Source organism: Calothrix sp. NIES-2098 (assembly GCF_963875125.1).
Lineage (GTDB): Bacteria > Cyanobacteriota > Cyanobacteriia > Cyanobacteriales > Nostocaceae > Aulosira.
In genome coordinates this window covers 2,700,332-2,726,635 of sequence record NZ_CAWNKJ010000001.1, presented here as the reverse complement: position 1 = coordinate 2,726,635, position 26,304 = coordinate 2,700,332, and the positions used below count along the sequence as shown (strand labels likewise).

The 26,304-nt window shown below is 43.9% G+C and carries 18 protein-coding genes, 1 tRNA gene and 1 other annotated feature; of the genes, 8 read left to right on the top strand and 11 right to left on the bottom strand.

Going from position 1 to position 26,304, the window contains the following annotated elements:
* Window positions 1–128: 128 nt before the first annotated feature.
* Window positions 129–467, bottom strand: coding sequence for a XisI protein (locus tag AACU33_RS11455; RefSeq protein WP_096588620.1), 339 nt, complete (start codon window positions 465–467; stop codon window positions 129–131).
* A 466-nt stretch (window positions 468–933) separates the two neighbouring features.
* Here AACU33_RS11455 and AACU33_RS11450 point away from each other — a divergent pair, with 466 nt between their 5' ends.
* Window positions 934–2,154: a serine hydrolase gene (locus tag AACU33_RS11450; RefSeq protein WP_096588619.1), complete on the top strand. Its 1,221-nt coding sequence runs from the start codon at window positions 934–936 to the stop codon at window positions 2,152–2,154.
* A gap of 57 nt (window positions 2,155–2,211) precedes the next feature.
* Here AACU33_RS11450 and hcp read toward each other — a convergent pair whose 3' ends face one another.
* A complete protein-coding gene (hcp, locus tag AACU33_RS11445; protein ID WP_096588618.1) occupies window positions 2,212–3,846 on the bottom strand; it encodes a hydroxylamine reductase in 1,635 nt (544 codons plus the stop codon).
* A 134-nt stretch (window positions 3,847–3,980) separates the two neighbouring features.
* Between hcp and AACU33_RS11440 the strand changes: the two genes are divergently transcribed.
* The 6 genes from AACU33_RS11440 to AACU33_RS11415 all read left to right on the top strand — a co-directional run bounded on the left by AACU33_RS11440 (window position 3,981) and on the right by AACU33_RS11415 (window position 17,417).
* Window positions 3,981–4,697 (top strand): Crp/Fnr family transcriptional regulator, encoded by a 717-nt coding sequence (locus AACU33_RS11440; protein ID WP_096588617.1) that lies wholly within the window; start codon window positions 3,981–3,983, stop codon window positions 4,695–4,697.
* Window positions 4,698–4,871: 174 nt separating this feature from the next.
* Complete coding sequence (locus AACU33_RS11435; RefSeq protein ID WP_096588616.1) at window positions 4,872–6,383, top strand: aldehyde dehydrogenase family protein; 1,512 nt, start codon at window positions 4,872–4,874, stop codon at window positions 6,381–6,383.
* A 147-nt stretch (window positions 6,384–6,530) separates the two neighbouring features.
* Complete coding sequence (locus AACU33_RS11430) at window positions 6,531–7,511, top strand: aldo/keto reductase (RefSeq protein ID WP_096588615.1); 981 nt, start codon at window positions 6,531–6,533, stop codon at window positions 7,509–7,511.
* A gap of 147 nt (window positions 7,512–7,658) precedes the next feature.
* Window positions 7,659–12,479, top strand: a complete 4,821-nt coding sequence (locus tag AACU33_RS11425) for a PAS domain S-box protein (protein WP_096588614.1) — start codon at window positions 7,659–7,661, stop codon at window positions 12,477–12,479.
* A 533-nt stretch (window positions 12,480–13,012) separates the two neighbouring features.
* Window positions 13,013–15,403 (top strand): hybrid sensor histidine kinase/response regulator, encoded by a 2,391-nt coding sequence (locus tag AACU33_RS11420; protein WP_096588613.1) that lies wholly within the window; start codon window positions 13,013–13,015, stop codon window positions 15,401–15,403.
* A gap of 184 nt (window positions 15,404–15,587) precedes the next feature.
* Window positions 15,588–17,417: a serine/threonine-protein kinase gene (locus AACU33_RS11415; RefSeq protein WP_096588612.1), complete on the top strand. Its 1,830-nt coding sequence runs from the start codon at window positions 15,588–15,590 to the stop codon at window positions 17,415–17,417.
* A gap of 75 nt (window positions 17,418–17,492) precedes the next feature.
* Here AACU33_RS11415 and rplL read toward each other — a convergent pair whose 3' ends face one another.
* The 8 genes from rplL to rplS all read right to left on the bottom strand — a co-directional run bounded on the left by rplL (window position 17,493) and on the right by rplS (window position 21,693).
* Complete coding sequence (gene rplL / locus AACU33_RS11410) at window positions 17,493–17,885, bottom strand: 50S ribosomal protein L7/L12 (protein WP_096588611.1); 393 nt, start codon at window positions 17,883–17,885, stop codon at window positions 17,493–17,495.
* Between the two features lie 66 nt (window positions 17,886–17,951).
* Window positions 17,952–18,503, bottom strand: coding sequence for a 50S ribosomal protein L10 (rplJ, locus tag AACU33_RS11405; RefSeq protein WP_096595221.1), 552 nt, complete (start codon window positions 18,501–18,503; stop codon window positions 17,952–17,954).
* Between the two features lie 62 nt (window positions 18,504–18,565).
* Window positions 18,566–18,735: a sequence feature (ribosomal protein L10 leader region), on the bottom strand.
* 48 nt (window positions 18,736–18,783) lie between these two features.
* Complete coding sequence (gene rplA, locus AACU33_RS11400) at window positions 18,784–19,500, bottom strand: 50S ribosomal protein L1 (protein WP_096588610.1); 717 nt, start codon at window positions 19,498–19,500, stop codon at window positions 18,784–18,786.
* A 130-nt stretch (window positions 19,501–19,630) separates the two neighbouring features.
* Window positions 19,631–20,056, bottom strand: coding sequence for a 50S ribosomal protein L11 (gene rplK / locus AACU33_RS11395; protein WP_096581430.1), 426 nt, complete (start codon window positions 20,054–20,056; stop codon window positions 19,631–19,633).
* A 6-nt stretch (window positions 20,057–20,062) separates the two neighbouring features.
* On the bottom strand, window positions 20,063–20,695 hold the full coding sequence (gene nusG, locus AACU33_RS11390) for a transcription termination/antitermination protein NusG (protein ID WP_096588609.1): 633 nt from the start codon (window positions 20,693–20,695) through the stop codon (window positions 20,063–20,065).
* Window positions 20,695–20,916 carry a preprotein translocase subunit SecE gene (gene secE, locus AACU33_RS11385; protein WP_096588608.1) on the bottom strand — a complete coding sequence of 74 codons (222 nt, stop codon included), beginning with the start codon at window positions 20,914–20,916 and terminating at the stop codon, window positions 20,695–20,697. The genes nusG and secE overlap by 1 nt, the downstream gene beginning before the upstream one ends.
* 190 nt (window positions 20,917–21,106) lie before the next feature.
* Window positions 21,107–21,179 (bottom strand) — tRNA-Trp (locus tag AACU33_RS11380).
* A gap of 151 nt (window positions 21,180–21,330) precedes the next feature.
* Window positions 21,331–21,693: a 50S ribosomal protein L19 gene (gene rplS / locus AACU33_RS11375; protein ID WP_096588607.1), complete on the bottom strand. Its 363-nt coding sequence runs from the start codon at window positions 21,691–21,693 to the stop codon at window positions 21,331–21,333.
* A 231-nt stretch (window positions 21,694–21,924) separates the two neighbouring features.
* Here rplS and AACU33_RS11370 point away from each other — a divergent pair, with 231 nt between their 5' ends.
* Window positions 21,925–22,878, top strand: coding sequence for a glycosyltransferase family 2 protein (locus AACU33_RS11370; protein ID WP_096588606.1), 954 nt, complete (start codon window positions 21,925–21,927; stop codon window positions 22,876–22,878).
* Window positions 22,879–23,041: 163 nt separating this feature from the next.
* Here the strand turns inward: AACU33_RS11370 and AACU33_RS11365 are convergent, their stop codons facing one another.
* A complete protein-coding gene (locus AACU33_RS11365) occupies window positions 23,042–26,287 on the bottom strand; it encodes an efflux RND transporter permease subunit (RefSeq protein ID WP_096588605.1) in 3,246 nt (1,081 codons plus the stop codon).
* Window positions 26,288–26,304 lie beyond the last annotated feature (17 nt).

Genomic DNA, 26,304 nt, shown 5'->3' with positions numbered 1-26,304 from the left:
TTGGTAGTCATCATAGCAAAAACATTCAAACTATTTCTCCCTTTTTTATACTCTGAAGGTGATTGCTATAAAAAGGAAAAAACGCGATCGCGTAGTGGCTCTTTTCCAGGAGCGATCTACAATATCTATCAACTGCCAAACTCAGTAAACTGACGTACATATGGTTCGTGAAATGCCAAAATAATATATTGCTTGGGTACTCCCATCTCAACTAATCGATTGGCAATTCCTTCTTCCGTACCATCATGTTGAATCCAAATTTTCTCATCTTTAATATCGAGATGTAAAATACAACCAAAATCGCGTTTATTTCCCCGCCAACCGACATAAAGTAATTGATAGTGGTCTTGCTGTTCGTCAAAAATGGTTTGTACTTCATACTCTTCGTAATTGCGCGATCTCGAAGCTCGTTTTTGTCGCTCAGAAAGCAGGTATTTAATATATTGTCGATATTGTTCTACAGCCATTGACGAATCACCTCCTCTTCTACATCGTCAATCATTAATCACAATTAATATTTTTTAATTGCCGATGCAATAAATTTTCGTTGAAAAAAGGTTTCATAAATCGGTACGCGAACAGCTATTTTAACTTAGGGGTTAGTTTGGCAGTAATATCTAAAGATGTGCAAGCGATCGCGCCTTGCTATGTAAATTTATATTGATACGCTGTCTCATCAAAGTTCTGATTATATTAGCATCAATCTCAGTGTAGGTATGGATATTTAATCGTGCTTCCAGATGTCGCCAAGCTAAAGGCGGTAGAGAAGGCGATCGCTCTCTCCAAAATAGATAGTGTTAAAATTTAGACAAATGGCGCTTGACCAGATTGAGCGCAGCTTCAGGATGAAAAAACTAGTTAAAGATTAATTCTGAAAATATTTAATTTCCTGAAGAGATGAGGAGTAGTTGATGAAAGTAAAACTCAATAGATATGTTATTAGCAAATTTATTACTAACAGCAAATTTAGTCTTACCAAATAAATTTTTTATAGAACCAAAACAGCAAAAGTTCTTACAAGTTGCACAGGTACAGTTACCCAAAAAATCTAATATGTCTAAAGCAGCTTTAGAAAGACTATTAACCACTGAACCAGTACAAGCTGACTGGTTTACTTCTGAGTTTTTAGCTCATGTACCTATCTCCCAGATCCAACAAATTATCTCCAGCTTAAAACAGGGACTAGGAGATTATCAGAAAGTTCAAGAGCAAGGAAAAAACTATATAGTTGTGTTTGCTCGTGGTTATGTACCAACCCAAATTGCTGTCGATGCTAATGGTAAAATTACCATGCTATTCTTTCGTCCACCTGTGGCTCAAGGTAAGACGTTAGAAGAAGCGATCGCAGAATTCAAAACATTACCAGGTAAAGTCAGCTTTCTCGTTTTGGAAGGTAAATCAGAACGAGCTGCATTAAATGCCAATACGCCTCTAGCAGTGGGTTCGGCTTTTAAATTGGCAGTTCTGCAAATTCTTAAATCTCAAATTACTACAGGTAAGCGATCGTGGCGGGATGTTGTTGAATTACAACCGATTTGGAAAAGCCTACCATCTGGGACATTACAAACTTGGCCTGCTGGCTCGCTTTTAACTTTGCAGACATTATCTGCTTTAATGATTTCTCAAAGTGATAATACTGCTACTGATAGCTTAATAAATATTATTGGACGGCAAGCACTTGAATCTATTTCACCTCGCAACATTCCCTTCTTAACTACCCGCGAATTTTTTATTCTCAAAAGTGCTAAGAATCAAGAGCTACTGCAACGCTATCGCAATAGTAATTTAGAGGAAAAAAGAGCCATTTTACAATCGCTAACTCAACAACCTTTACCCGATCCTAGCGAATTTGGCGGGAAACCAGTAGCTTTAGATATTGAGTGGTTTTTTACTGCGCAAGAACTTTGTTCTGTGATGGAACAAGTTGCCGATTTACCTTTAATGAGTATCAATCCTGGCGTTGCTAATGCTGAAGATTGGGAACGAGTAGCCTTTAAAGGTGGTTCGGAATCTGGAGTTTTAAATCTGACAACTTGGCTCAAAGCTAAAAATGGTAAGCAATACTGCGTTGCTGCGACTTGGAATCACGATGCACCTTTAGAAGAATCTCGGTTTTTTAATTTATATGCAAGTGCGATCGCAGGCTTAAAGTAAAAATCACGCAAGGGGGTTCTGCCGAGAGGTAGAACCCCGATAAAACATGAGTTGACGTTATCCAAGACACGCTGCTAAATCTTGCTCTGGGGTAGTAATCAGCTTGAGATTGTAGGTTTCTGATAGTAATTTCACAACATTAGGTGTGAGGAAAGCGGGAAGTGTAGGGCCAATCCGAATATTTTGGATACCGAGGTGCAGCAATGTGAGAAGAACGGAAATTGCTTTCTGTTCGTACCAAGACAATACTAAAGACAGTGGCAATTGATTTACACCCACACCAAAGGCATCTGCTAACGCTACAGCAATCTTAATTGCTGAGTAAGCATCATTACATTGACCTACATCCAGCAGGCGAGGAATACCGCCAATATTACCCAAATTTTTGTCAAAGAAGCGGAACTTGCCACAGCCTAAAGTTAAAACAATACAATCATCTGGAATTTGTTCAACTAACTCGCTGTAATAATTGCGTCCCGGTTTTGCACCATCACAACCACCAACTAAAAAGAAGTGCCGGATTTGACCTTGCTTCACACCTTCAATTACAGTATCAGCGACACTTAATACCGCATTTCGTGCAAAACCTGTAGTTACAGTACCGCCATCTTTTTCATCTACAAATCCCGGTAGCGCTAAAGCTTTCTGAATTATCGGTGAAACATCACCAATGTTGACATTTTGCAATCCGGGATAACCAACTGGCCCCAGTGTGAACACCTTATCTTTGTAAGATTCATGGGGAGGCATGAGACAATTTGTAGTCATAGCGATCGCACCAGGAAATCTTTCAAATTCATGTGTTTGATTTTGCCACGCTGTACCGTAATGACCGTAAAGATGCGGGTAAATCTGCTTTAATTTGGGATAGCCATGTGCTGGCAGTAGTTCGCCGTGAGTATAAACTTTAATATCAGTTCCCACTGTTTGCTCTAGAATGGCTTTCAATGCCAGTAAATCGTGGCCGGAAACGAGAATTGCTTTACCTACGGTATGTCCCAAAGGCACAAATGTAGGTGTAGGATGACCGAAAGTTTCTGTATTGCCAGCATCGAGTAATTCCATTGCTTTGAGGTTCATTTGCCCAACTTGTAGGGCTAAATCCAACCAATACTGTAAACTTTTATCTTGGTCGTCCAGGTGCGCCAAAACTTCATGGACAAATCTGTATAAGCCTTCATCGTGCTGTCCGAGTTCCAAAGCATGGAAGGCATAAGCCGCTAAACCCTTGATACCATATAATACTGTGAGCTTGAGAGAGAAAATATCTACATTTTTAGCCGATTGACTGATAAATTCAAATTCTAAGTCTTTTCCTTGCTGAATTTGTTGTTGGAAGTTGCCAGCAGGTTGAAAATTAGCGATCGCAGAATCAACAACAGCGTTACCTGTAGCCTGAATTTTTAATTTGAGACTATCGCGTAAAGCGATCGCCCGATTGATAAATGTCACAAAATCATCCGCCGCAAAATTCACATTTGTCAGCGTAGAGAACAGCATTTCACAGGTAAATTCATCGGAATCGCGGCTGGTAATTCCTAACGACTTTGCTTGTAGAGCCACCTGGGATAATCCCCGCAAACAATGCACCAGCAAATCTTGCAAAGCATCGACTTCAGGACTTTTACCACAGGCTCCCCACTGATAACAGACATCTCCACGGGTTGTTTGTTCGCACTGGTTACAGAACATAATTTGTTACTCCAATCTTCTTGCTTCCAGCCTATTCTTGACCCTGGAGTAAATCCTTGATCTAAGTCAAAAAGTAGGAAACAGCTTCCAGATGACAGGTTATATTCTTTCTGTCCCCTCTCACCGATGACCTCATGTTAGTTAGCGAACGTATCTTAGAAGTTAAACAGTTTTTACAAAAGACACCGATTTTTCAAGGTGTTTTAGACGAACAATTGCAAGCACTAGCCAATATTGCGATTCCCCAAACTTATCAAAAAGGGGAAACGCTTTTTTGGGAAGGAGATGAAAGCACAGGGTTTTTTATTGTCAAATCTGGCAGAATTAAAGTTTTTAAACTAGCAAATGCTGGTAAAGAACAAATTTTGCATATCTTTGGCGCAGAAGAATATTTCGCAGAAGTACCAACCTTCGATGGTGGAAAGTTCCCCGCTTCAGCAGCCGCACTAGAAAATTCTGAGGTGGTGTTTATTCCCAGGGCAGCATTTTTGATGGTTCTGCAACAACACCCCTCACTAGCGTTAGCTATGTTATCAACCTTTGCCCGACACCTGCGCAGATTAACTCATTTAGTTGATACTCTTTCGTTTCAGGAAGTTCCAGAACGCTTGACAAACTACTTATTAATGTTGAGCGATCGCAATGGTAATACTGATGTAGTTGAACTCGATTTACCGAAAGGACAACTAGCTGCACTTTTAGGCACAATTCCCGAAACACTCTCGCGCGCGTTCTATAAACTCTCTCAAGAAGGAATCATTGAGATGAACGGTACAAAAATTCGCTTGTGTCGTCACCGAAGAGGCAGAGGGGAAGAGGGCGGGGAGCAGGGGAGCAAAGCCTTCCCCTAGAAGTGGAGCCTAGCAGTTAGCTGTCGTAGTTAAGACATTAATTTTCCTGACCCATAGGGAAGATGAAACACTGTTGCGATCGCAGTTATAACAGACGATGACTTATCAGCTTTCGCAGAAATACGTCTGATTGAGTACATAACCAGAACTCAAACCGATCGGGAGGCTTTTTTAATGACAGCAACGACCCCCAGCCGGACAAACAACTCTACCGCCAATGCACCTGCTCCCTACACGGGATTCGATCGCTTATTCATTGACGGACGTTGGGTTGCAGGCCGATCTGAACACAAACTGCGACCAATCGATCCATACCGCCAACAAGTAATTCTAGAAATTCCCGCCGCCGATCGACGCGACCTAGAAGACGCCTATCAAGCAGCCCAGCACGCTCAAAAAGCTTGGGCGCAGACATTACCCAGCGAGCGATCGCTAATTATGCGTCGGGCGGCGGAAATTATGGATACTCGCCGCGAAGAAATTATTTCTTGGTCAATAAAAGAAGCGGGTAGTCCGCGCAAAAAGGCGATGCTGGAATGGAAAGCAGCGCGCGATGTCATGGAACAGGCCGTTTCGGCTCCCTATGGTGCAGAGGGGCGCATTCTTCCTTCAGACATCCCAGGTAAGGAAAGCCGAGTCTATCGCCGTCCTGTCGGGGTGGTGGGTGTAGTCAGCCCGTGGGACTTTGCGCTCAACCTCGCTAATCGCTCAGTCGCTCCTGCGTTGGCGTTGGGAAATGCCGTTGTCCTCAAGCCACCCTCTAATACTCCTATTTCTGGCGGTCTCATCTTTGGCAAAATCTTTGAAGAAGCGGGACTTCCTGCTGGTGTTCTCAACATAGTTGCAGGCCCCGCCCGTGAGATTGGCGATGCGTTTGTCAGCCATCCCATTCCTCGTGTAATTACCTTTACTGGCTCGACCAAAGCCGGGCGACATATTGGGGAACTAGCAATGACTAGCCCGATTATGAAGCGGGTTTCGCTGGAACTCGGCGGTAACAGTCCCCTAGTTGTGTTAGACGACGCAGATTTAGAACTGGCGGTAAATGCAGCCGTGTTTGGCAAGTTCTTAAACGAAGGACAAATCTGCATGAGTATCAATCGGATAATTGTCGATGAGCTAGTGCATGATGAATTTGTAGATCGCTTTGTCGATCGCGTCCGCAATCTCAAGCTGGGCGATCCAAATGACCCCGATACAGAGATCGGCCCGATCGTTGATGAAGCTCAGTTAAACTCGCTGCTCAAACACATACAACAAGCGCGTCAGGAAGGCGCTCGTCAATTACTGGGTGGCGATCCGCAAGGACTAATGCTACCGCCACACGTGTTTGTAGATGTAAATAATCAGATGTCGGTAGCGCGGGAAGAGATGTTCGGGCCGCTCGCCTCAATTATTAAAGTCCGCGATGAGGCGGAAGCATTGCAAGTTGCCAATGATACCGAGTATGGCTTATCGAGTGCAGTGTTTACCCGCGACGAAGGGCGAGGACTGCGCTTCGCACTGGGAATGGAAGCTGGAATGACGCATATTAACGACCAGACAGTCAACGACTTACCAAACGCTCCCTTTGGCGGTGAGAAGAATAGCGGTATTGGACGCTTTGGTGGTAATTGGGCAATCGAAGAGTTTACTACCGACCATTGGATTACTGTACAGCATACTCCGCGTAAGTATCCATTTTAAAAGAGCCGTTCAAATAACCGTCATTGCGATTGTAGAAAAGCAATCCCAAGAACTCTGCGATTGCGTCGTTTCACTGCGTTCCACTCGCAATGACATATTCAGGGTAATTTATCGGACATCATATTCATTGCTTCAGGAGATAATGAAATGAAAACGCGAAAACTTGGTAAACAAGGCTTAGAAGTTTCCGAACTGGGACTAGGTTGTATGGGAATGTCTGAGTTCTACAGCGGACGTGACGAACAAGAAGCGATCGCCACTATTCACCGTGCTTTAGAACTGGGGCTAAACTTTCTCGACACCGCAGATATGTACGGGCCGTTCACTAACGAACAGTTAGTTGGTAGAGCGATTAAAGACCGTCGCGATCGCGTAGTGCTAGCAACCAAGTTTGGCAATGTCCGCACTGAAGATGGCGGATGGAAAGGTATTAGCGGTAAACCGGAATACGTCCGTCAAGCTTGTGATGCTTCGCTCAAACGTCTGGGAGTCGATGTCATTGACCTCTACTATCAGCATCGCGTCGATCCTACTGTCCCCATTGAAGACACTGTGGGTGCAATGGCAGAATTAGTCCAGCAAGGCAAAGTGCGCTATTTAGGAATGTCAGAAGCTGCTCCAGCGACGATTCGGCGGGCAAATGCAGTTCACCCAATTACCGCACTGCAAACAGAGTATTCCCTGTGGAGTCGCGATCCCGAAGATGAGATTTTGCCCACCGTGCGCGAGTTAGGTATCGGCTTTGTCCCTTACAGTCCCCTTGGACGTGGTTTTTTATCCGGTGCGATCGCAAGTTTAGATGACCTAGCACCGGATGACTATCGCAGAAATTCGCCTCGCTTTCAAGGCGAGAATTTCTCCAAGAATCTGCAATTAGTCGAAAAAGTCAAAGCAATGGCCAATGATAAAGGCGTAACTCCGACTCAGCTTGCTCTAGCATGGCTTTTAGCTCAAGGCGAGGATATCGTACCCATTCCGGGTACAAAACGCCGCACTTACTTAGAAGAGAACATTGCAGCCACCGAGATTACCCTCACACCAGAAGATTTAAAACAACTCGAAGCAATTGCCCCTAAAGGTGTAGTCGCAGGCGATCGCTATCCTGATATGAGTACGGTTAATCGTTAATTTGGGAAAGATAGGGGAGAGCTAAGTGTAGTTCGTTTCTCCCCACACTCCCCACCCTTGAGCAAACTTCACTCTCAAGGAAGATCCCGACCGTGACATAACTCAGATTCAATAGAAAAGACCGTGTATGCATACGGATAAAAATCAATGAAACGCGATGCCACTGGTAAGTTTGTTAGTAATTGGGACTCAGAAACGAAACAACGAGTAAGCCTATCTCTTACCAGTACAGCGTGGCGATTGCTCGATGTGGAGGCTCACAAACGCGGAATTTCTCGTTCGGAAGTAATTGAACAGATTGCCCGCAGTTTAGAAAGTGAATCTGAAAATACGGCGCTACAAGAACGCATCATTGAGCAGCAGCAAGCAATCGCTACTTTACAGCATCAAAAACAGGAGTTAGAAACTTTACTAGAAAATGCACCAGATGCGATCGCTCGTTTTGATGCGCACATCCGTTACTTATATGTCAACCGCATTGTCGAGCAAGCTTTAGGCTTTCCGCGAGATGCTCTTTTGGGTAAATCGATGTCTGAATTTATGTCAGATCCAATTTACCTATTTTGGGAAGAGCATTTACGCCAGGTATTTGCTACAGCTCAACCACAAGAAATTGAATTTGAATTTCAAACTTCCTGGGGACTAAGATTTTATCAAGCTCGGTTGGTTCCAGAATTAGATGCTGAGGGAACGCCGATATCGGTAGTAGTGATCAGCCGAGACATCACTGAAGCGAGGAAAGCCCAGCAACAGCACTCCCAACTCCTTGCTGCTCAAGAAACTGAGCGCCAAGTGACAACAATTCTCGAAAGTATTACAGATGCCTTTGTGGCTTTCGATCGCGAATGGCGCTATGTCTACGTGAATCACGCGGCAGCGGCAATTCTCCATCAAACGCCAGCAAAACTGATAGGAAAGCACGTTTGGAATGAGGTGTTTCCTGAACTGGTAGGGGGATTCGGCTACCAACAATTGCACCGAGCTGTAAAAGAACAAGTGCCAGTTTCTTGGGAAGAATTCGGCGAGCCTGTGCAGTGTTGGTTAGAAGTGAAAGCTTACCCATCTGCTCAAGGTTTGGCAGTTTATTTTCGTGATATCACAGAACGCAAGCAGGTTGAAGCAGAAAAAGAAAGATTATGGCAAGAGCTGGAAATAGAACGTACTCGATTTGAAGCCGTTTTACGACAGCTACCAGTCGGCGTATTAATTGCCGATGCGACATCTGGTAAGTTGATACTCGCTAACGAACAAGCCAAACAGATTGTCAGGTACGACTACGAACAGTCGCTTGAGCTTGAGGAATACCTACCTGTGACGCCATTTGCAGCCTTTGACCGTGATGGCAGGCTGTATGAAGCTTACGAGTATCCGCTAGCGCGATCGCTGTTTACAGGCGAAGCGATCGCTAATGAAGAAATGGGTTTACATCAAACTGATGGCAGCCATATTTTTATTAATGTTAATTCCGCACCAATTCTCGATCGCCAAAATCAAATTGTTGCAGCCGTTGCTGTCTTTCAAGATGTTACCGCACGCAAGCAGATTGAAGAAAACTTGCGACAAACTGAAGAACGCTTACAGCTTGCTTTGTCTTCTGCGCAGATGGTCGCCTGGGACATGGATTTAATCACAAATTATGTAGTGTGTTCTCCCAACGCGCCTTCAGTTTGGGGTATGCAAGCAGGCACAACAGAAGAATTTTTTGCGGTGATTCATCCAGACGATCGCCAACGGATCGTGCAAGCAGCACAAACAGCGATCGCGGGAGAATCTTCCTACGAGCAAGAGTATCGGGTAATTGCTCCCGACGGTGTAGTGCGCTGGCTCAATAGCCAAGGACAAGTTTATCTCGATGAAACTGGGCGAGGAATTCGGATTACTGGCGTTACCGTTGATATTACAGAGCGCAAACAAATTGCAGCCGAGCGCGATCGCTTTTTAGCACAAGAACAAGCTACGCTGCAAAAACTTCAGCGCAAGGAGAAACAACAGCAATTCTTGATCGAATTAAATGATGCAATTCGTGCTATCCAAGACTCGAAGGAAATTATGTGGCGGGTAGTTTCGTCCACAGGCGAACACCTCAACGTCACACGCTGTACCTATGGTGAAATTGATTCTACGCAGGAATATGTCATTGTCGATCGCGACTATTGCAATGGTGTCATGAGTGTGGCTGGCACTCACCACATGAATTCCTTTGGCCCGGAACTCATAGCTGAACTCAAGCAAGGCAAAACAATAGTCGTTGATGATGTCGATCTCGATCCGCGGACTATGGGTGCGGGAGCAGCCGCCTTTGCCGCCATCCAGACAAAATCTTTATTGTGCGTTCCTTTGGTGAAAGCCGGGCGCTTTGTTGCGTTATTTGTGTTGCATCATATTGATCCGCGCCACTGGACAGAAGACAATGTGGAACTAATGGAACGAATTGCCCAAAAAACCTGGTTAGCCGTAGAGCGATCGCGCGCTGAAGAAGAATTGCGAGAAAGCGAAGCTCACCTGCAAGTGGCGTTGAAAGTTGGACGCATGGGAACGTGGAACTGGGATATGCAGACTCGCACGCTCGTCTGGTCAGAAGGACATTTCACCATCTTAGGTTTGCAATCGCATAGATGTAAACCCAGTTATAAAGCTTGGGCAAATCAAGTACATCCTGATGATTTAGCTGAAACGAGGGCAAAATTTCAGCAAGCCATGAGTGAGAAAAAAGAGTACCACCATGAATATCGTCTGCGTTGGGCGGATGGCTCAATTCACTGGGTAGAAGCCAGAGGAAAATTTACTTACGATTCTCAGGGAAATCCCAAACACTCAATCGGTGCTGTACTTGATATCACCGAGCGCAAGCAAGCCGAACAAGAAAAAGAACAATTGTTAGAACGCGAACGCATTGCCCGTACTCAAGCAGAAGCTGCACAAAATCAACTAGCAACCATTTTTGAAACCTCTCCAGTCGGACTTGCCCTGTTAGATGCCGAGCAGCGATTTATTGCGATTAATGAAGCATTAGCAGAAATTAATGGACTGACCCGCGACCAACACTTAGGGCGTTCAATTCCCGAACTTTTTGGGCAATCAGATCCCAAAGTAGTTGCAGTCTTCCATGAAATTTATACCACAGGCCATCCCTTCATCTCACCTAACTTTGCGGTTAAAGTTCCCGGACGCCGCGATCGCTGTCCCGGTTACTTTAACGTTTACTATCTGCCAACCACAAACTCCCACCATCAGGTAGAAGAAGTTTTAGTGTATGTCGTGGATGTAACAGAAAGAGTACAGTTAGAGCGCGGTCAACGCTTTTTGGCAGAAGCGAGTGCAGTTTTAGCATCTTCCCTCGATTATCAGACTACCTTAGAACTAGTCGCCCAGCTGGCAGTACCGGAATTGGCAGATTGGTGTACAGTACACGTAGTTGCAGAAAATGGTGCGATCGAGCAAATTGCCGTAGCTCACGCTGATCGTGCCAAACTCGAATGGGCGCACAAAATCAGACAGAAATATCCTCTAAATCCGAATGCGTCTCACGGCGCTGCATTGACATTGCGAACTGGACAACCGCAATTATTTTCAGATATTCCCGACGATCTGCTCGTCCAAACAGCACAGGACTTAGAACATTTAGAAATTTTGCGGCAAGTTGGGTTTAAATCTGCAATGACAGTACCCTTAAAATCCCAAGAACGCATTTTCGGTGTAATTAGCTTTATCTCAGCCGAATCCGGGCAAAGTTACGACCAAAAGAATTTGCAGCTAGCAGAAGAACTAGCTCACCGTGCTTCCTTAGCAATTGATAATGCTCAGTTGTATCAACTAGCGCAACGCGATCGCGCTAAAGCAGAAGCCGCTAACCGAGTCAAAGATGAATTTCTCGCCGTCCTGTCCCACGAATTGCGATCGCCCCTCAACCCGATTCTCGGTTGGACAAAAATGCTCCGCAGCAAGCACCTAGATGCCACAAAAACCGACCAAGCCTTAGAAACCATCGAACGCAATGCCAAGCTGCAAGCCCAACTGATTGAGGATTTGTTGGATGTTTCCCGCATCCTCCAAGGGAAAATGACGTTAAATGTCGCACCCGTTAATTTAGCTGCAATAATTGAAGCAGCCTTAGAAACAGTACGACTGTCAGCAGAAGCTAAAAACATTCAGATCCAAACTAAATTCAACTCAATTTCTGGCAACGTTGTCGGCGATGCCAACCGCCTACAACAAGTTGTCTGGAACCTGCTTTCTAATTCTGTGAAGTTTACACCATTGGCTGGCAGAGTTGAAGTTCACCTAGAGCAGGTTGGTATATACGCTCAAATTCAAGTTAAAGATACAGGCATTGGCATCAAATCGGAGTTCTTACCTCATGTATTTGAATACTTCCGGCAAGAAGACAGTACGAGAACGCGAAAATTTGGGGGACTGGGTTTAGGGCTGGCGATTGTCCGTCATTTAACTGAACTACATGGCGGAACAGTTCAGGCAGATAGCCCAGGACAGAATTTAGGAGCAACATTTACCGTTCGGCTACCGTTAAACGTCGTCGAACAAGAACTATCTTCTAATCACACCCATTTAGAAACTGTGGCAGATCTCAAAGGTATTCAAATCTTGGTTGTCGATGATGATGCAGATATGCGGGAGTTAGCAGAATTCATCCTGACAGAATCTGGCGCACAAGTTACGACAGCCGCTTCGGCAGTACAAGCATTAACTTTATTAAATCAGTCTCTGCCAGATTTACTGTTGTGTGATGTAGGAATGCCAGAAATGGATGGCTATTCCTTAATTCGACAAATTAGAAAATGGGCACCACAACAGGGAGGAAACATTAGCGCGATCGCGCTGACTGCCTATGCAGGAGAAATCAACCAGCAACAAGCCTTAGCCGCCGGATTTCAAATGCATATCGCCAAACCTGTCGATCCAGAGGAGTTAGTGCAGGCAATTGTGCAATTGCTTCACCCTATTGGCTAAGGTAAATTATTCCAGCCTTGTTCGTTCAAACATTTTTCGGCAAGAGACACCACTAAACTGGAGAATTAAAAGTCGTTCATCGCTCAGATTAGTAATCTGTTTTACATCTGTGAATTCTCACTATCAAAAATTTAGTTAGCCAAAATGATTTACAAATTAGCTGATGTATATGACGTTTTTGCGGAAAAGTTATGACGAAAATGTGACGTTTATCAGATGCCTGCATTTAGCTATTTATACAATATTCAAATTAGTTGAATTATCAGAAATTTTTTAAAATATATGGGTAAAAAGTGCATTGCCCCCATAAATGAATCATGCTATTTTACCTGAGATATGTATAGAAATATCTTCTAGGCATTCACATCATATCCCAGTAACCATTTCCAGTCTCATATACCTTTGAAATCGAGCGTTTCTCAGCAAGTTTATTAACTTGTATGGAATGAAAACTTGATTGTGTAGTAGCAATATTAAGTGCGGACAAGTTAAACAATTATTCACAGCGTGTTTCATAACTACGAACACAGAAAATGTTGAGAGTCATAGATCCTCGAATCCTGCGTTACGGTATGGCTGTATTGAGTGTAGCAGTAGCATTGCTACTAACTCTCATATTGCAGCCAGTCCTCAACAAGAGCATATTAGTAATATTTTTTGCTGCTGTGGCTATCAGTAATTGGTATGGTGGATTCAAACCAGGATTACTAGCTACAATCTTGGCAGTATTAGTTAGTGATTATTTCTTTATACCTCCAGTTCATTCTGTTACGCCCACCAGTTGGGAGAATGTTGCTCAGTTAGTGGTATTCATATTTGTATCGGTCTTGATTAATTCCTTGAATACAGAACTGAGAATAGCTAGAAACCGATCTCAGGCGAGTTTAGCCAAAGCAGAAGCTGCACGTACAGAAGTTACCAATATTCTAGAAAGTATTACTGATGCTTTTGTCTCCTTTAACGACCAGTGGCGTTGCGTTTATATCAATGAACAAGCTCTTAGGCTATTGCACAAAACTCGCGAGCAGCTAATTGGCAAACAGGTATGGGAAGAAGTATTTCCTTCTATTTTTGAAGATCGGGTTTACCAAAAATTACATCGTGCTGTTAACGAACAGACTACTTTAGTATTTGAAGATTTTGCTCATTCTATTGGCTTGTGCCTCGAAATTCATGCTTATCCTTCTGTAAATGGACTTGCTGTTTACTTTCGAGATGTCACCGAACGCAAGCGCGCAGAGGAAGAACGTATTCAACATCTTATCCAAGCACAGCAAAATACATATCGATTGCAAAGACTGGCTGAGATATCTCTAACTATCAACTCAACCCTATCCCTGCAAGAAAGATTGCAATTGCTAACTGAGCAATCCCGTGAAACAATCGGAGCGCATCAATCAGCTACTACTATCACAGTAGATGAAAACTGGGCACAGGCGATTCATGCAGTTTCTATCTCAAATAAGTACGCACAGTCGCAAGGCTGCGAGCAAAAACCAAATAGTTCTGTGATTCACGCACTGATTAGTCGTTTACAAGGATCGATACGGATGACTCAGGCTGAACTAGAATCCCATCCGATCTGGAGTGGATTTGCTCAAGAATTTTGCCAGTCTCTACCGCTGCGCGGTTGGCTAGCCGCACCATTGATTAATAGCAATGGCAAAAACATTGGTCTGATCCAGCTTTCTGACAAATATGAAGGTGAATTTACTGAAGAGGATGAAACTATTCTGGTGCAAATGACTCAGATGGCATCGTTAGCAATCAATAACGCTCATCTTTACGAAGAATCTCAACGAGCCAATCGAGTCAAGGATGAGTTTTTAGCGATGCTCTCCCACGAACTGCGATCGCCTCTCAATGCTATTCTGGGTTGGTCACAAGTCTTGCGCTCCGGCAAGTTGAATCCAGAAATTACCATGCGTGCTTTAGAAACTATCGAGCGCAATGCCAAATTACAAACTCAACTGATTGAAGACTTGCTAGATGTCTCTCGCATTCTCAGGGGGAATCTCAGCCTGAATGCTTTTCCCATTAACCCAGCATTACCTGTGGAAGCCGCGATTGAGACTATGCGTTTGGCTGCGGAAGCAAAATCGATTCAGATATTACCTGTAATTGAATCTAATATCGGCACGATTTCAGGTGACTCAAATCGCTTACAACAAATTGTGTGGAATTTACTGTCTAACGCCATTAAGTTTACATCCCCAGGCGGTCGAGTTGAAATCCGAGTTACAGCTGTAGGCTCACAAGCACAAATTCAAGTCAGCGATACAGGTAAAGGAATTAGCTCTAAGTTTCTACCTTATGTTTTCGATTATTTCCGTCAAGCTGATGCTTCGATTACCCGTAATTATGGTGGACTGGGATTAGGTTTAGCAATTGTGCGCCACCTAGTAGAACTGCATGGCGGAACTGTTGGCGCTGAAAGTTTGGGAGAGGGACAGGGAGCCACCTTCACAGTCAGATTCCCATTACTCAAGCAACAGCCAGTGACACATCAGATCGGTTCGTTCAATAATCCCCCAAACCTCAATGGAGTTAAGGTATTAGTTGTTGATGATGATGTTGATGCACGCGAGTTTCTGGTTTTTATCTTAGAGCAGCATGGAGCGATCGCTGTGGCTTCAGCTTCAGCAACCGAAGCCTTAGAGCGCTTAGAACAGTTTCAACCAAATGTCTTGCTCAGTGATATTGGAATGCCAGGAGAGGATGGATATAATTTTATTCGCCGAGTCAGAGTACTGAAATCTCCTCACATTCAACAAATTCCCGCGATCGCACTTACAGCTTATGCGTCCAATGAAGACCGTAATCAAGCACTAAAAGCAGGCTTTCAAAGGCATATTCCTAAGCCAGTAGATCCAGCTGAGTTAATTACGATTGTTGCTAACCTGAATGCTGGCTTTGACCGCTAAATTTTCCTAGCGATTTATTGCTTTCTAAATTCAAATCAGCATTTTTATGTCTAGCTAATTATCTATTCAGCTTCAAGATAGATTAGCTGAAATTGCGATCGCGGTATCTTTGAGACTATCTGGTATACATTGGTAAGGGCAAAGTCTCACGACAAGCCACTAGGCGTCTAGGCTTTAACAGAGCATGACAATAACCCTTCTCAACAATCGGTATCAAGTTATTCAGGTACTCGGTGCTGGCGGTTTTGGCGAAACCTTTCTAGCAGAAGATACTCATATGCCTTCTCGGCGTCGCTGTGTCATCAAGCAACTCAAACCCATCAGCAATGACCCCCAAACGTACCAAATGATTCAACAGCGGTTTGAAAGAGAAGCCGCAACTTTAGAGAATTTAGGTAAAACTAGCGACCAAATCCCGGAACTATATGCATATTTTTCGGAGAACGGGCAATTTTATCTCGTTCAAGAATGGATTCACGGTCAAACCTTAAGAGATGTTGTCCAAGCTAAAGGACAAGAAAGTGAAACTGTGGTTCGCGAAATTCTCTTAAGTCTGTTGCCTGTTTTAGACTATATCCACAGCAAGGGAATTATTCACCGCGATATCAAACCCGATAACATCATTCTGCGTTTCCCTGATAACAAGCCAGTTCTGATTGATTTTGGTGCAGTTAAAGAAACTATCCGTTCTGTGGTGAGTTCTCCAGGATTACCTGCGCAATCAATGGTAATTGGTACACCTGGGTATATGCCTAGCGAACAAGTCTTAGGACGCCCAGTTTATGCTACTGACATTTATTGTTTAGGCTTAACGGCGATTTATTTATTAACTGGTAAACAACCACAAGAACTCGAAACCGACCAGCAAACTGGGGAAATTCTGTGGCAGGAATATGCTCCTAATGTCTCTGCCAGTTTAGCAAAGGTACTCAATCAGGCAGTTAAACCTCATGCAGGCGATCGCTACACCACGGCTAGTAAAATGCTTTATGCCTTGGAGTCTGCTAGTTATATTGTTCCGCCCACAGTCGCTAGACATGCTACTGCTGCTGTCTCAATTGGACAAACCCAACCATTATATTCCCCACAACCCCAAACCATTACTTCGAGAAACTGGCAAAAGCCTGCTGTCATTGTCAGCAGTTTAGTAGTCGGTGGATTACTTGCTGGGGTAGCGATTTCTAACCTCACTCGCCAACCAGCATCAGAAGCACCAATTGTTACAAATACCACCCCTTCACCAGAACCTTCAGCTATTAATACCGAACCTCCTGATACGCCTGTTGCTTCCCAACCTTCCCCAACTACATCACCATCGCCTGTAGAAATAATTCCTGCACCCATTCCTACCCTGAATCCCAAAGTAGAATCCAATCCTCCAGAATCCACAACCTCACTGCCAGAGAGAACAGAGAGAGAGCCTGTAACTTCCGATACTGCAACGCCAATCGCCACATTAGCACCACAGCCAAAAACAGAAAATCAGCCAGCTATAATTCCTACACCAGAAGCACGTTCAACCCCACCGAACAACAACCCGCCTACCAAGTCAGTTAGTAGTAACCGCAGCAAACAAAGGGTGCCAGCATTTCCTACGGGTACACAAAGAAGCAGTGTTGAAGCTACTCTTGGTCAGCCAGCTAGAGATTTAAGAGGAGTTTGGCGTAATACCCGTGCTGTCACATATAACTTAGTACCCAATCAAATCGACTTAGGCTACTTATTCGATCGCAAAACTGGTGTACTGCGCCAAACTGAAGCAGCTTTTGCCCAATCGGTAGAACCGCAGGTAATGCAGAGTACTTTAGAGGGAATGTTAGGCGGTCAAGCCAATGAAGAGATTAGGCAGGGACTACAAAAAATCCAAAGTCGTCAGTCTGATAATTTTCAGTTTTCCCAAGGGTCGGTGAAGGGTCAGATTGTTCGCCAAAACTGTGATTTTATTTACATTAGTATTTGGGATGCGGACTTACATGATTTTGTCAGTCCGTCGGCAGCTAAACAGTGTAGCTAAACAGTTTTAAGTTTGCAAGATAAAAAAAGGAGCCTAATTTGGCTCCTTAATTAACAACAGGTAATGGAATTTTGATTACTTAATTACTACCTTACCGCCAGCTTCTTCGATGCGCTTCTTAGCATCTTCAGCAGCTTCTTTAGCAATACCTTCCTTAACAGGCTTGGGCGCAGCTTCCACTAAATCTTTGGCTTCTTTCAAACCTAAACCAGTGATTTCGCGAACAATCTTCAGTACAGCAATCTTCTTATCGGCAGGAACAGAGTCAAGAATTACGTCGAATTCAGTCTTCTCTTCTACTGCTTCAGCAGGAGCAGCAGCACCAGCACCAGGAGCAGCGATCGCAACACCAACAGGAGCAGCAGCACTTACGCCAAAAGCTTCTTCGATTTGCTTAACTAATTCAGCAGCTTCTAGCAAAGTCAAAGATTTCAATTGTTCCAAAATATTATCGGTTGTAGCAGACATTGATATAACTCCTATGATGTTTGATTAGTTATTTGTCATTAGTCATTACTTTTGACTTTTGACTGTTTATTCGCCAGCACTTTCAGCACTACCGTCTTTTTCTGCTTCAGCCACCGCTTGCAAAGCACGCGCCAGCGAACCAGGAACTTCGTTGATACCCACGGCAATCTTGGTAGCCAAAGCGTTGATAGCTCCAGCAATTTGACCCATGAGTTGCTCCTTAGATGGCAAGTCTCCTAGAGCCTTAACATCGGGTTCTTTGAGGAGGCGACCTTCCATAACGCCGCCGCGAAGTTCTGTCTTCTTGGTAGCTTTTTGGAAATCTTGGTAAGCCTTAATTGCAGAAGAGAAATCATCTTTAACTAGCAAAAAGGCAGAAGACCCTTTGAGCAATTCTGACAGTGGTTGCCATTGTTCTTGATCCTGAATGGCAATACCCATCAAGGTGTTCTTTGTCACCTTACAAACAGTGCCACTCGGACGCAACCGCCGCCGCAAGTCGCTGATTTCAGCAACTGTTAACCCCTGATAATCAATTACGAGTGCCAGAGTTGACTCACTCAAAGTTTCTTTGAGATCGGCTACTATCTCTTGTTTATTTTCTAGCGTTCTACCCATGTTTATTTCACCTCCTAGGGCAAAATCATCGATTTTCCCTACTTGTGCGTTTTGTTCTGACCAACCCAAACAATAAACCCCAGCTTTTGCGGCCGGGGTTTAGTAGTAAGACTCTTGTTGCCACAGTAACTAATCCCTCATGGGTGCTACTTCAGGCAATTTAGAGCTTTAACCTCGGCAGGAAATTTAAGCCATTGGCTCCTGCTGTCTCCGGCTTTGTCTATTGAATTTTGTCTTTTGTTATTAGTCCCGTGCTGTTACACATGACTATTGACAAAAATTATGCTGCTTCGGTCAGTTTCAAATCCCGTAGGGCACTGATATCGACTTTAATTGATGGCCCCATTGTGGCAGACACGTACACTGTGCGCCAATAACGACCTTTGGCTCCGGAAGGACGATTGCGATCGATGGTCTCTTGCAACGCCTTCAGGTTAACTAACAAATCTTCTGGCGAGAAGGATGCCTTACCAAACATAACATGGACAATGCCTGTCCGATCGGCACGGAATTCTAATTTACCAGCTTTAAATTCTGCGATCGCACTGGCGATGTCAAATGTCACCGTACCACCTTTAGGTGATGGCATCAAGCCTCTAGGCCCCAGCAATTTACCCAGCTTCGCTACCTGTGGCATAACATCGGGTGTAGCGATGAGTTTGTCAAAATCCATTCTGCCTTTTTGGATCTCGTCAATCAGCTCTTCTGAACCAACGACATCCGCACCAGCATTGCTTGCTTCAGTAACTTTTTCACCTCTAGCAATTACTGCCACCCGTACCTCTTGTCCTGTACCTTTGGGCAGCGCTACCGTTGTCCGCAATTGTTGGTCTGTATACTTTGGATCGATCCCTAAGCGAATATGCGCTTCGGCGGCTTCGGGGAATTTAGCTGTTGCTGTTTCTTTCAGCAGAGCTAGCGCCTCTAAGGGTGCATAATCTTTATCTTCTACTTTCTCTTGCAAGGCCTGCAAGCGGCGTGATATTTTTTTTGCCATTTTTCTCTCCTGGGGTAATTCCGAAGCTTTGCCTCTCCCCCGATAAATTTTTGTCTGTTGTCAGTTGTCATTTGTCCTGTGTCATTTGTATTTCTTCTTTTACTAATGACCAATGACTAATGACTAATGACTAATCTGCTATGGTAACGCCCATATTTTTCGCAGTACCTTCCACGATCTTCATCGCCGCTTCGATGTCGTTGGCGTTGAGGTCGGGTAGTTTAGTTTGAGCAATCTCTTGTAATTGCGCTCTAGTAATCTTCCCAACTTTCTTTTTGTTGGGTTCATTTGAGCCGCGCTCAATCTTTGCTGCCTTGCGAATCAGTACTGATGCGGGTGGGGTCTTGAGTACAAATGTAAAACTCCGGTCTTCATAAACCGAAATTTCTACAGGAATTACCATCCCAGCTTGGTCTGCTGTTTTGGCGTTGTACTCTTTGCAGAACATCATGATGTTAACGCCATGTTGACCCAAAGCAGGGCCAACTGGCGGTGCTGGGTTGGCTTTTCCAGCATTCAGGGCCAGTTTAATGACCGCTACTACTTTCTTTGCCATTTTTATTTAGCTCTGTTTCTCTACCTGATTAAATTCCAACTCTACTGGTGTATCTCGTCCAAAAATCGACAACAAGGCTTTGAGCTTACTCCGTTCTGGAGAAACTTCAATAACCTCGCCTTCAAAGTCTTTAAACGGCCCAGAAAGCACAACTATCTTATCACCAGTCGCCATGTCAATTTTGACTACTGGTTCTTGTTCGCTAGTTTGTTTGAATATACGTTCAACTTCTGAATGACCCAGGGGTACTGGCTTCACGTGACCGCGACCTTTACCGCTGCCCCGTTTTTGTTCTGCTCCCACAAAATTAATTACATGAGAGGTGTTGCGTACTACCTGCCACGTATCATCATTCAGGATCATCCTCACCAGCACGTAACCAGGGAAAACTTTTTCCTCTGTATGCTGACGACTGCCATCTTTACGGATTTTTACCGCTGGCGTGTGCGGAATTTCGACTTGGATAATTTTGTCAGCCACATCAAAGGTTTGGATGCGCTGCTCCAAGTTTGTTTTAACGCGCTTTTCACAGCCTGAGGCTACTTGCACCGCATACCACCGCGCTTCTTTCAGTGCTGCTTCTGCGGCTTCCTCTGACTGCAACGTTGAGTCGCGTGGTTCTTCTGTTGCAAAAGTCATCAGAACACCTGTTTTGCTGCCCAGCCAAACAATCCATCAACCAAATAAATCAAAGATGCGGAGAGTGTCACCATTAACAAAACAGCTGCTGATTCGCTCACCAGTTGTTTGCGACTTGGCCAGACCACTTTTTCAAGTTCTTCTTTAGTTCCTTGAATAAAGTTATTTAAGGCTGACCCATTTGTGTTTTCTGGGATTTCCGCTTCATTTTTTTTGGCCACAGCCGTTTATCCCCCCGTTTTTTTGACAGCTAGACGCTGCTAATTTTGATTCAGGTTTACAGCTTGACTCAATCCCAACTTAAAATCTGGAAGCAAAAAAGCTGCAAAATAATTATACCCGAAATCATCAATACTAACTGCTAATATAGCAGCTGTCTTGCTATTTCGGGCTAGATTTTTTGCTTTTGAGCGCGCCCTGGAGGACTTGAACCCCCGACATCAGGTTTTGGAGACCTGCGTTCTACCAACTGAACTAAGAGCGCACAAGCTGTCTTGGATTCAGCGATCGCGCTAAACTTACTTTTAGTTTAACGCAAATCAGAATCTGATATTACCTTAATTTTGTTTAGAAAGCAAGTCAGCGGCAGATGCCGCTTTTTATTTTAAGGCTTCTCCCATACTTGTAAGCGCAAATTACAAAGCGCGATCGAAGCGTTGCTTGATCCGGGTCGCTTTACCCACACGTTGGCGCAGATAGTAGAGCTTCGCACGTCTTACCTTACCGCGACGCATAACCTTGATGCTGTCAATCCGAGGTGAATGCAGTAGAAATACCCGTTCTACGCCTACGCCTTGAAATACGCGACGGACTGTAATTGTTTCATTGATACCGCCATTACGTTTGGCAATTACTACACCTTCGTAGGGTTGGACGCGGTATTTATCGCCTTCTTTAATCTTGACGCCGACTTTTACTGTATCGCCTACATAAATTTCGGGCAGATTCGATTTTAGTTGTTCCGCTTCAATGGAACGGATGATTTCTTGAGCGTTCATTGTCTACTTTCAAAAACTCACGATCGTTAATCATAAATCTATTTCACCCTGACAGTCCAGTGATTGGAAATACAAAATTACGAGGTTATAACTGGTGTAATTGGTAACTCTATATTGATTGTGTTTTACCTAACTTAGCCTTGGGTTTGATTCTTTAGCCCAAAATTTGTCTAGACTCCTTCTTCCTAAAGAATTTGCGGAACTAAATCCCCAACTAATTACTGTTAAAATATGAAGTTCAGTGTTGTTATTACTACTTACAATCGCGTAAACTTACTGCGCCGAGCAATTGACTCAGTTCTGAAGCAAACCATTCCCTGTGAAGTCGTGGTTGCTGATGACTGTTCATCTGATGAAACTGAAACTTATCTCAAAAGCTTAGGTAACTCTGTTGTTTATCATCGCAACGAAGCGAACAAAGGTCATGCTGCTACGGTAAATGCAGGAGTTGAAAAAGCTAGCGGCGACTGGATTAAATTTTTGGATGATGACGACTACCTTGCTCCCAATTGTCTAGAAGAGATGGCAAAGGTTATCTCACTTCATCCTACTGCTGTCATCTGTTCTTGTATTGCGGCTCAAGTAGATAGTAATGAAGTTGAACTCAGCCGTACCACAGAATTTGGCCCGGGGTTAGCTTTTTATATTCCCCAAGCTGATATTCATTACGGTATGCTCTTAGAGCTTGTACCTTTTGGTACCCCTGTTCAAGTAGCTTGTCATCGCGACGCTTTTTTGCAAACAGGTGGTTGGGATTCCCATCTGGATGCTAACTGTGATGACATTGATTCTTGGATACGCATTGCTCAGTTTGGCGATGCTATCTTTCTAAATCAATGTCTTGCTTACCGCACAATTTGGCCTGGTGCTTACAATCAAAAGTTCTCTCTTTTTAAACGGTTAGAGACAAATATTTTGATGAAGGAGAAGATTTACGCTTTAGTCGATCAAAAGCACCGATCGCATCTGCCCAAGTTTGAGAATACCAAAAATTATCTCAGACTACACTGGTCTTTGGTGGCATTGAAGCAAGGACAGCTAAAGCTATTTCTGACTATGGTATATCCAGCGATTTTTTCTCCTGTTGCTTGGTGGCTTTTAGTGACTGCTGTCTTCTCTCGCCGTTTAAATCGCTCTAATTCTTATTTGCAAAAGTTGGTGTTGATTAATACTAGTTTGGGATAGCGGACAAGTATCATACATTTTGGATTGAAAAAAATTTATTGCATAGAGCTTTAGGCGTTCTATCGGTTGCAGAAATCCTAATCTGACAAAAAATAACCACAGATAAATACCAATATTTATCTGTGGTTTAATGTTCAAACTTGGATTCAGCACTAGTGAGAATTTAGTAAAAATTTTTCCGCAATAAATCCAGTCGCAGAAAAATTGGCTTCATCCAACCCCAATCGAAAATATCGTGTAGCAGAGTATAAAAACAAGGAATAATAAACAGAGTCAGCACTGTAGCTAAAGACAAACCCGAAAAAACTACTACACCCAGAGGTTGCAAAAATTCTGAACCTTCACCAATTCCTAAAGCTAAGGGAAACATTCCTAAAACAGTAGTTATTGTCGTCATTAATACTGGTCGCAAGCGTTGCGGCGCAGCTTTTAAAATCGCCGTTTTCCGGTCAACTTTCTCTCTTTCCAGAATTTGATTTGCCAGTTCAACCATGATGATGGCATTGTTAACAACAATACCTACTAACAAAACTGCGCCAACGATGACAGTTGCGCCAATGGCTGTTTTGGTAATGTAAAGACCGAAAATACCCCCAGCTAATGCCAAGGGAATTGTAAACATGATTACCAAGGGGTCAATCAGGGAATTGTATTGCACCGCCATGACGACGAAGACTAAAAAGGTAGCTAATCCTCCTAAAAGTTGTAGTGAGTTTTGCAGTTGTTGATTAGATTCAACGGCTGAACTGGGCAAAATACTGATACCCTCAGGTAAATCTAAATTATTTAGCACGTTATTTACCTGTGCTAGGGCATCACTCAGACTTGCACCTTCACTCAAGTTACCAGCAATTAGGAAAACCTGACGTTGATTAATTCTTTGAACTTCTCCAGGTGCTTGAGCTTCGACAATTTTAGCCACATCGCTCAAGCGGACTTGGCGATTGTTCTCGACAAATAAAGGCAATCTTTCTAATTGCGAAGGTTCCTGTACAGAACTTTCATTTAACTGTACTCGTACATCTACTAAACGATTTCCACGTTGTAGTTGAGTTGGTACGCTACCTTCGATCGCAGTTTGAATTGTATCGCCAATCTCTTGAGTAGTTAGCCCTAAAGCTGCAACTCGCTCCCAGTCAGGACGAATCTGAACTTCTGGTTGACGGTCATCAGCATCGGGACGAAATCTCGCTAAGGTGGCTTGTTCTTCTAAGGCTGCTAATACTTGACGCCCGGCTTGTTGTAATGTCTCTGCATTATTTCCCTGAAGAATTACGTCAACATCCGCACCGCGTACAGGAGAGTTATTGAGAATTAAACCTCTGACTTGACCGGGAGCAAGGCGCAGGCGAATTCCTGCTAAATTCAGCTTATTAAACTCCTGGGTGACACGTTCGGTATAAGCTTCGACATCAGTACCTTGTTTGAGGGTAATGTTGCTAGAACCCCGCAGTGGATTAGCATTGGTAGTATTGCCAAACAGAGCGCCACCAATTGTCGAAAAGACATATTCGGTTTCTGGTTGGTTGCGGAGAATTTCGTTCACCGCATTCATGACTTTGCGGTTAGTTTCTAGAGGAGTACCAGGCGGAAATTGAGCATTTAAGTTTGCTTGTCCGGTATTGATGCGTGGGAGAATTTCTTGCGGAATTTGGGGAGCCATCCACAAACTACTACCGCCGAATAGAAGCAGCACTAACCCAACTGTTATTAATCGCCAACGCAATATCCCAGCCAAAAACCGACCATATCCCCCTGTAGCAGCATCAAAACGGCGATTAAATTGTCGTAACAGCCAAAATTCACTTAAACGGCTAGAAAATCGCCATCCCAACATCCGAGAAGCGAGCATAGGAACAACAGTCACCGCAATTAATATTGAGGCGGCTACAGAAAAAGTGATGGTGAGAATTAATTCATTGAATAGTAAGGCGATAAAGCCACCAATTAGTAGAAATGGCAAGACGGCTACCAAGTTTGTACTAGTGGAAGCGATGAGCGCTGATTCTACTTCTTGACTACTTTGTTCGGCTTGGGAAATTAATTGACCTTGACTCAAGCGGGTTTTTGAGTCTTTACCCGGAGTCATCCCCGCGCCTTCGGCAATGTTTTCCAACATAACGATGGAGTTGTCTACTACAATACCTACACCCAGCGCCAAACCGCCCAAACTAAAAACGTTAAGCGATAAGCCAAACAGCCCCATCAAGATAATTGCAGCAAGAGTTGCTAAGGGAATGGCAAGGACAATGATAAAAGTTTGTCTTAGGGAACCAAGAAATAGTAAAACTGCGATCGCAGCTAGTAGCGTCCCAACCAAACCAGAACTAGTCACATTGGAGATGGAATTGCGGATAAAGCGCGACTCATCTAAAGTAGGTGTCAGAATTGTCCCTTCCGGAACGACACCAGATTTCCGCAGTTCTTCTAAACGTTTTTTTACACCATCAACAACGCTAATCGTGTTCGCATCCGGCTGCTTTTGAATACTAACTTTTACTGCCTCTTCGCCGTTGAGTTGGACGTAAACTCGTTGTTGTTCTGAACCATCAATAACTTCGGCAAAGTCCCGCAAATAAACGCGGCGCTTGGGTGCTGTGGATGGGGAACTGATGGTTGAGTTAGCAGCTGGAGTAGAGGATACCTCAAACGACAAATTTCTGATTTCATTAGCATTTTGGAAACGTCCAACTGTCCTGGTTAAAGGTTCTGAATTCCGACCTAAAATTCGACCGCCAGAAACATCTAGATTACGGTCTCTCAGTTCATCTAAGACATCAGTTAAACCTACACCTAAAGCTTGCAAGCGATCTAAATCTATATTGACCCTGACTTCTTCTTGCACTCCGCCGGATACGTCTACCCCCGCAACTCCAGGTACAACACCGAGTTCACGGGCTAGTTCTTCTTCGGCAAAAACTCTCAAATCCACACCTTGTAAGGATGGTGAGGTTAATGCCAATTCATAAACAGGTAGCTGGGAAGGATCGACTTTAAATAAGCGGGGTTCTTCAATAGTGTCTGGTAAGGTACTTCTAGCTCTATTAAAAGCCGCTGTCGCATCATTCAATGCTTGGTCAATATTTCCCCCTGGTTGGAAGTACAAATCTAAACTGATCTGTCCTTCACGTGTTTGAGAAAAAACCTGTATCACTCCCTCTGTTGCAGAAAAGGCTTCTTCTAGGGGTTTAGTGACTTCATCAACTGCTACCTCTGGGGAGACACCAGGAGCTTGTACCCGCACGCCAATCCGAGGATAGGTAATTGAGGGCAGTAAATCTACGGGTAACTTAACGATAAAAAAGAAACCTAAAACTATCACTGCCAAAGTGAGCATGAGTGTGCCAATGTGCTGGCGGATGGAGATAGCGCTAACACTAAATCCGCTGCTGTTGTTTACCTGCTGCATCTTTCTAATTTATTCTT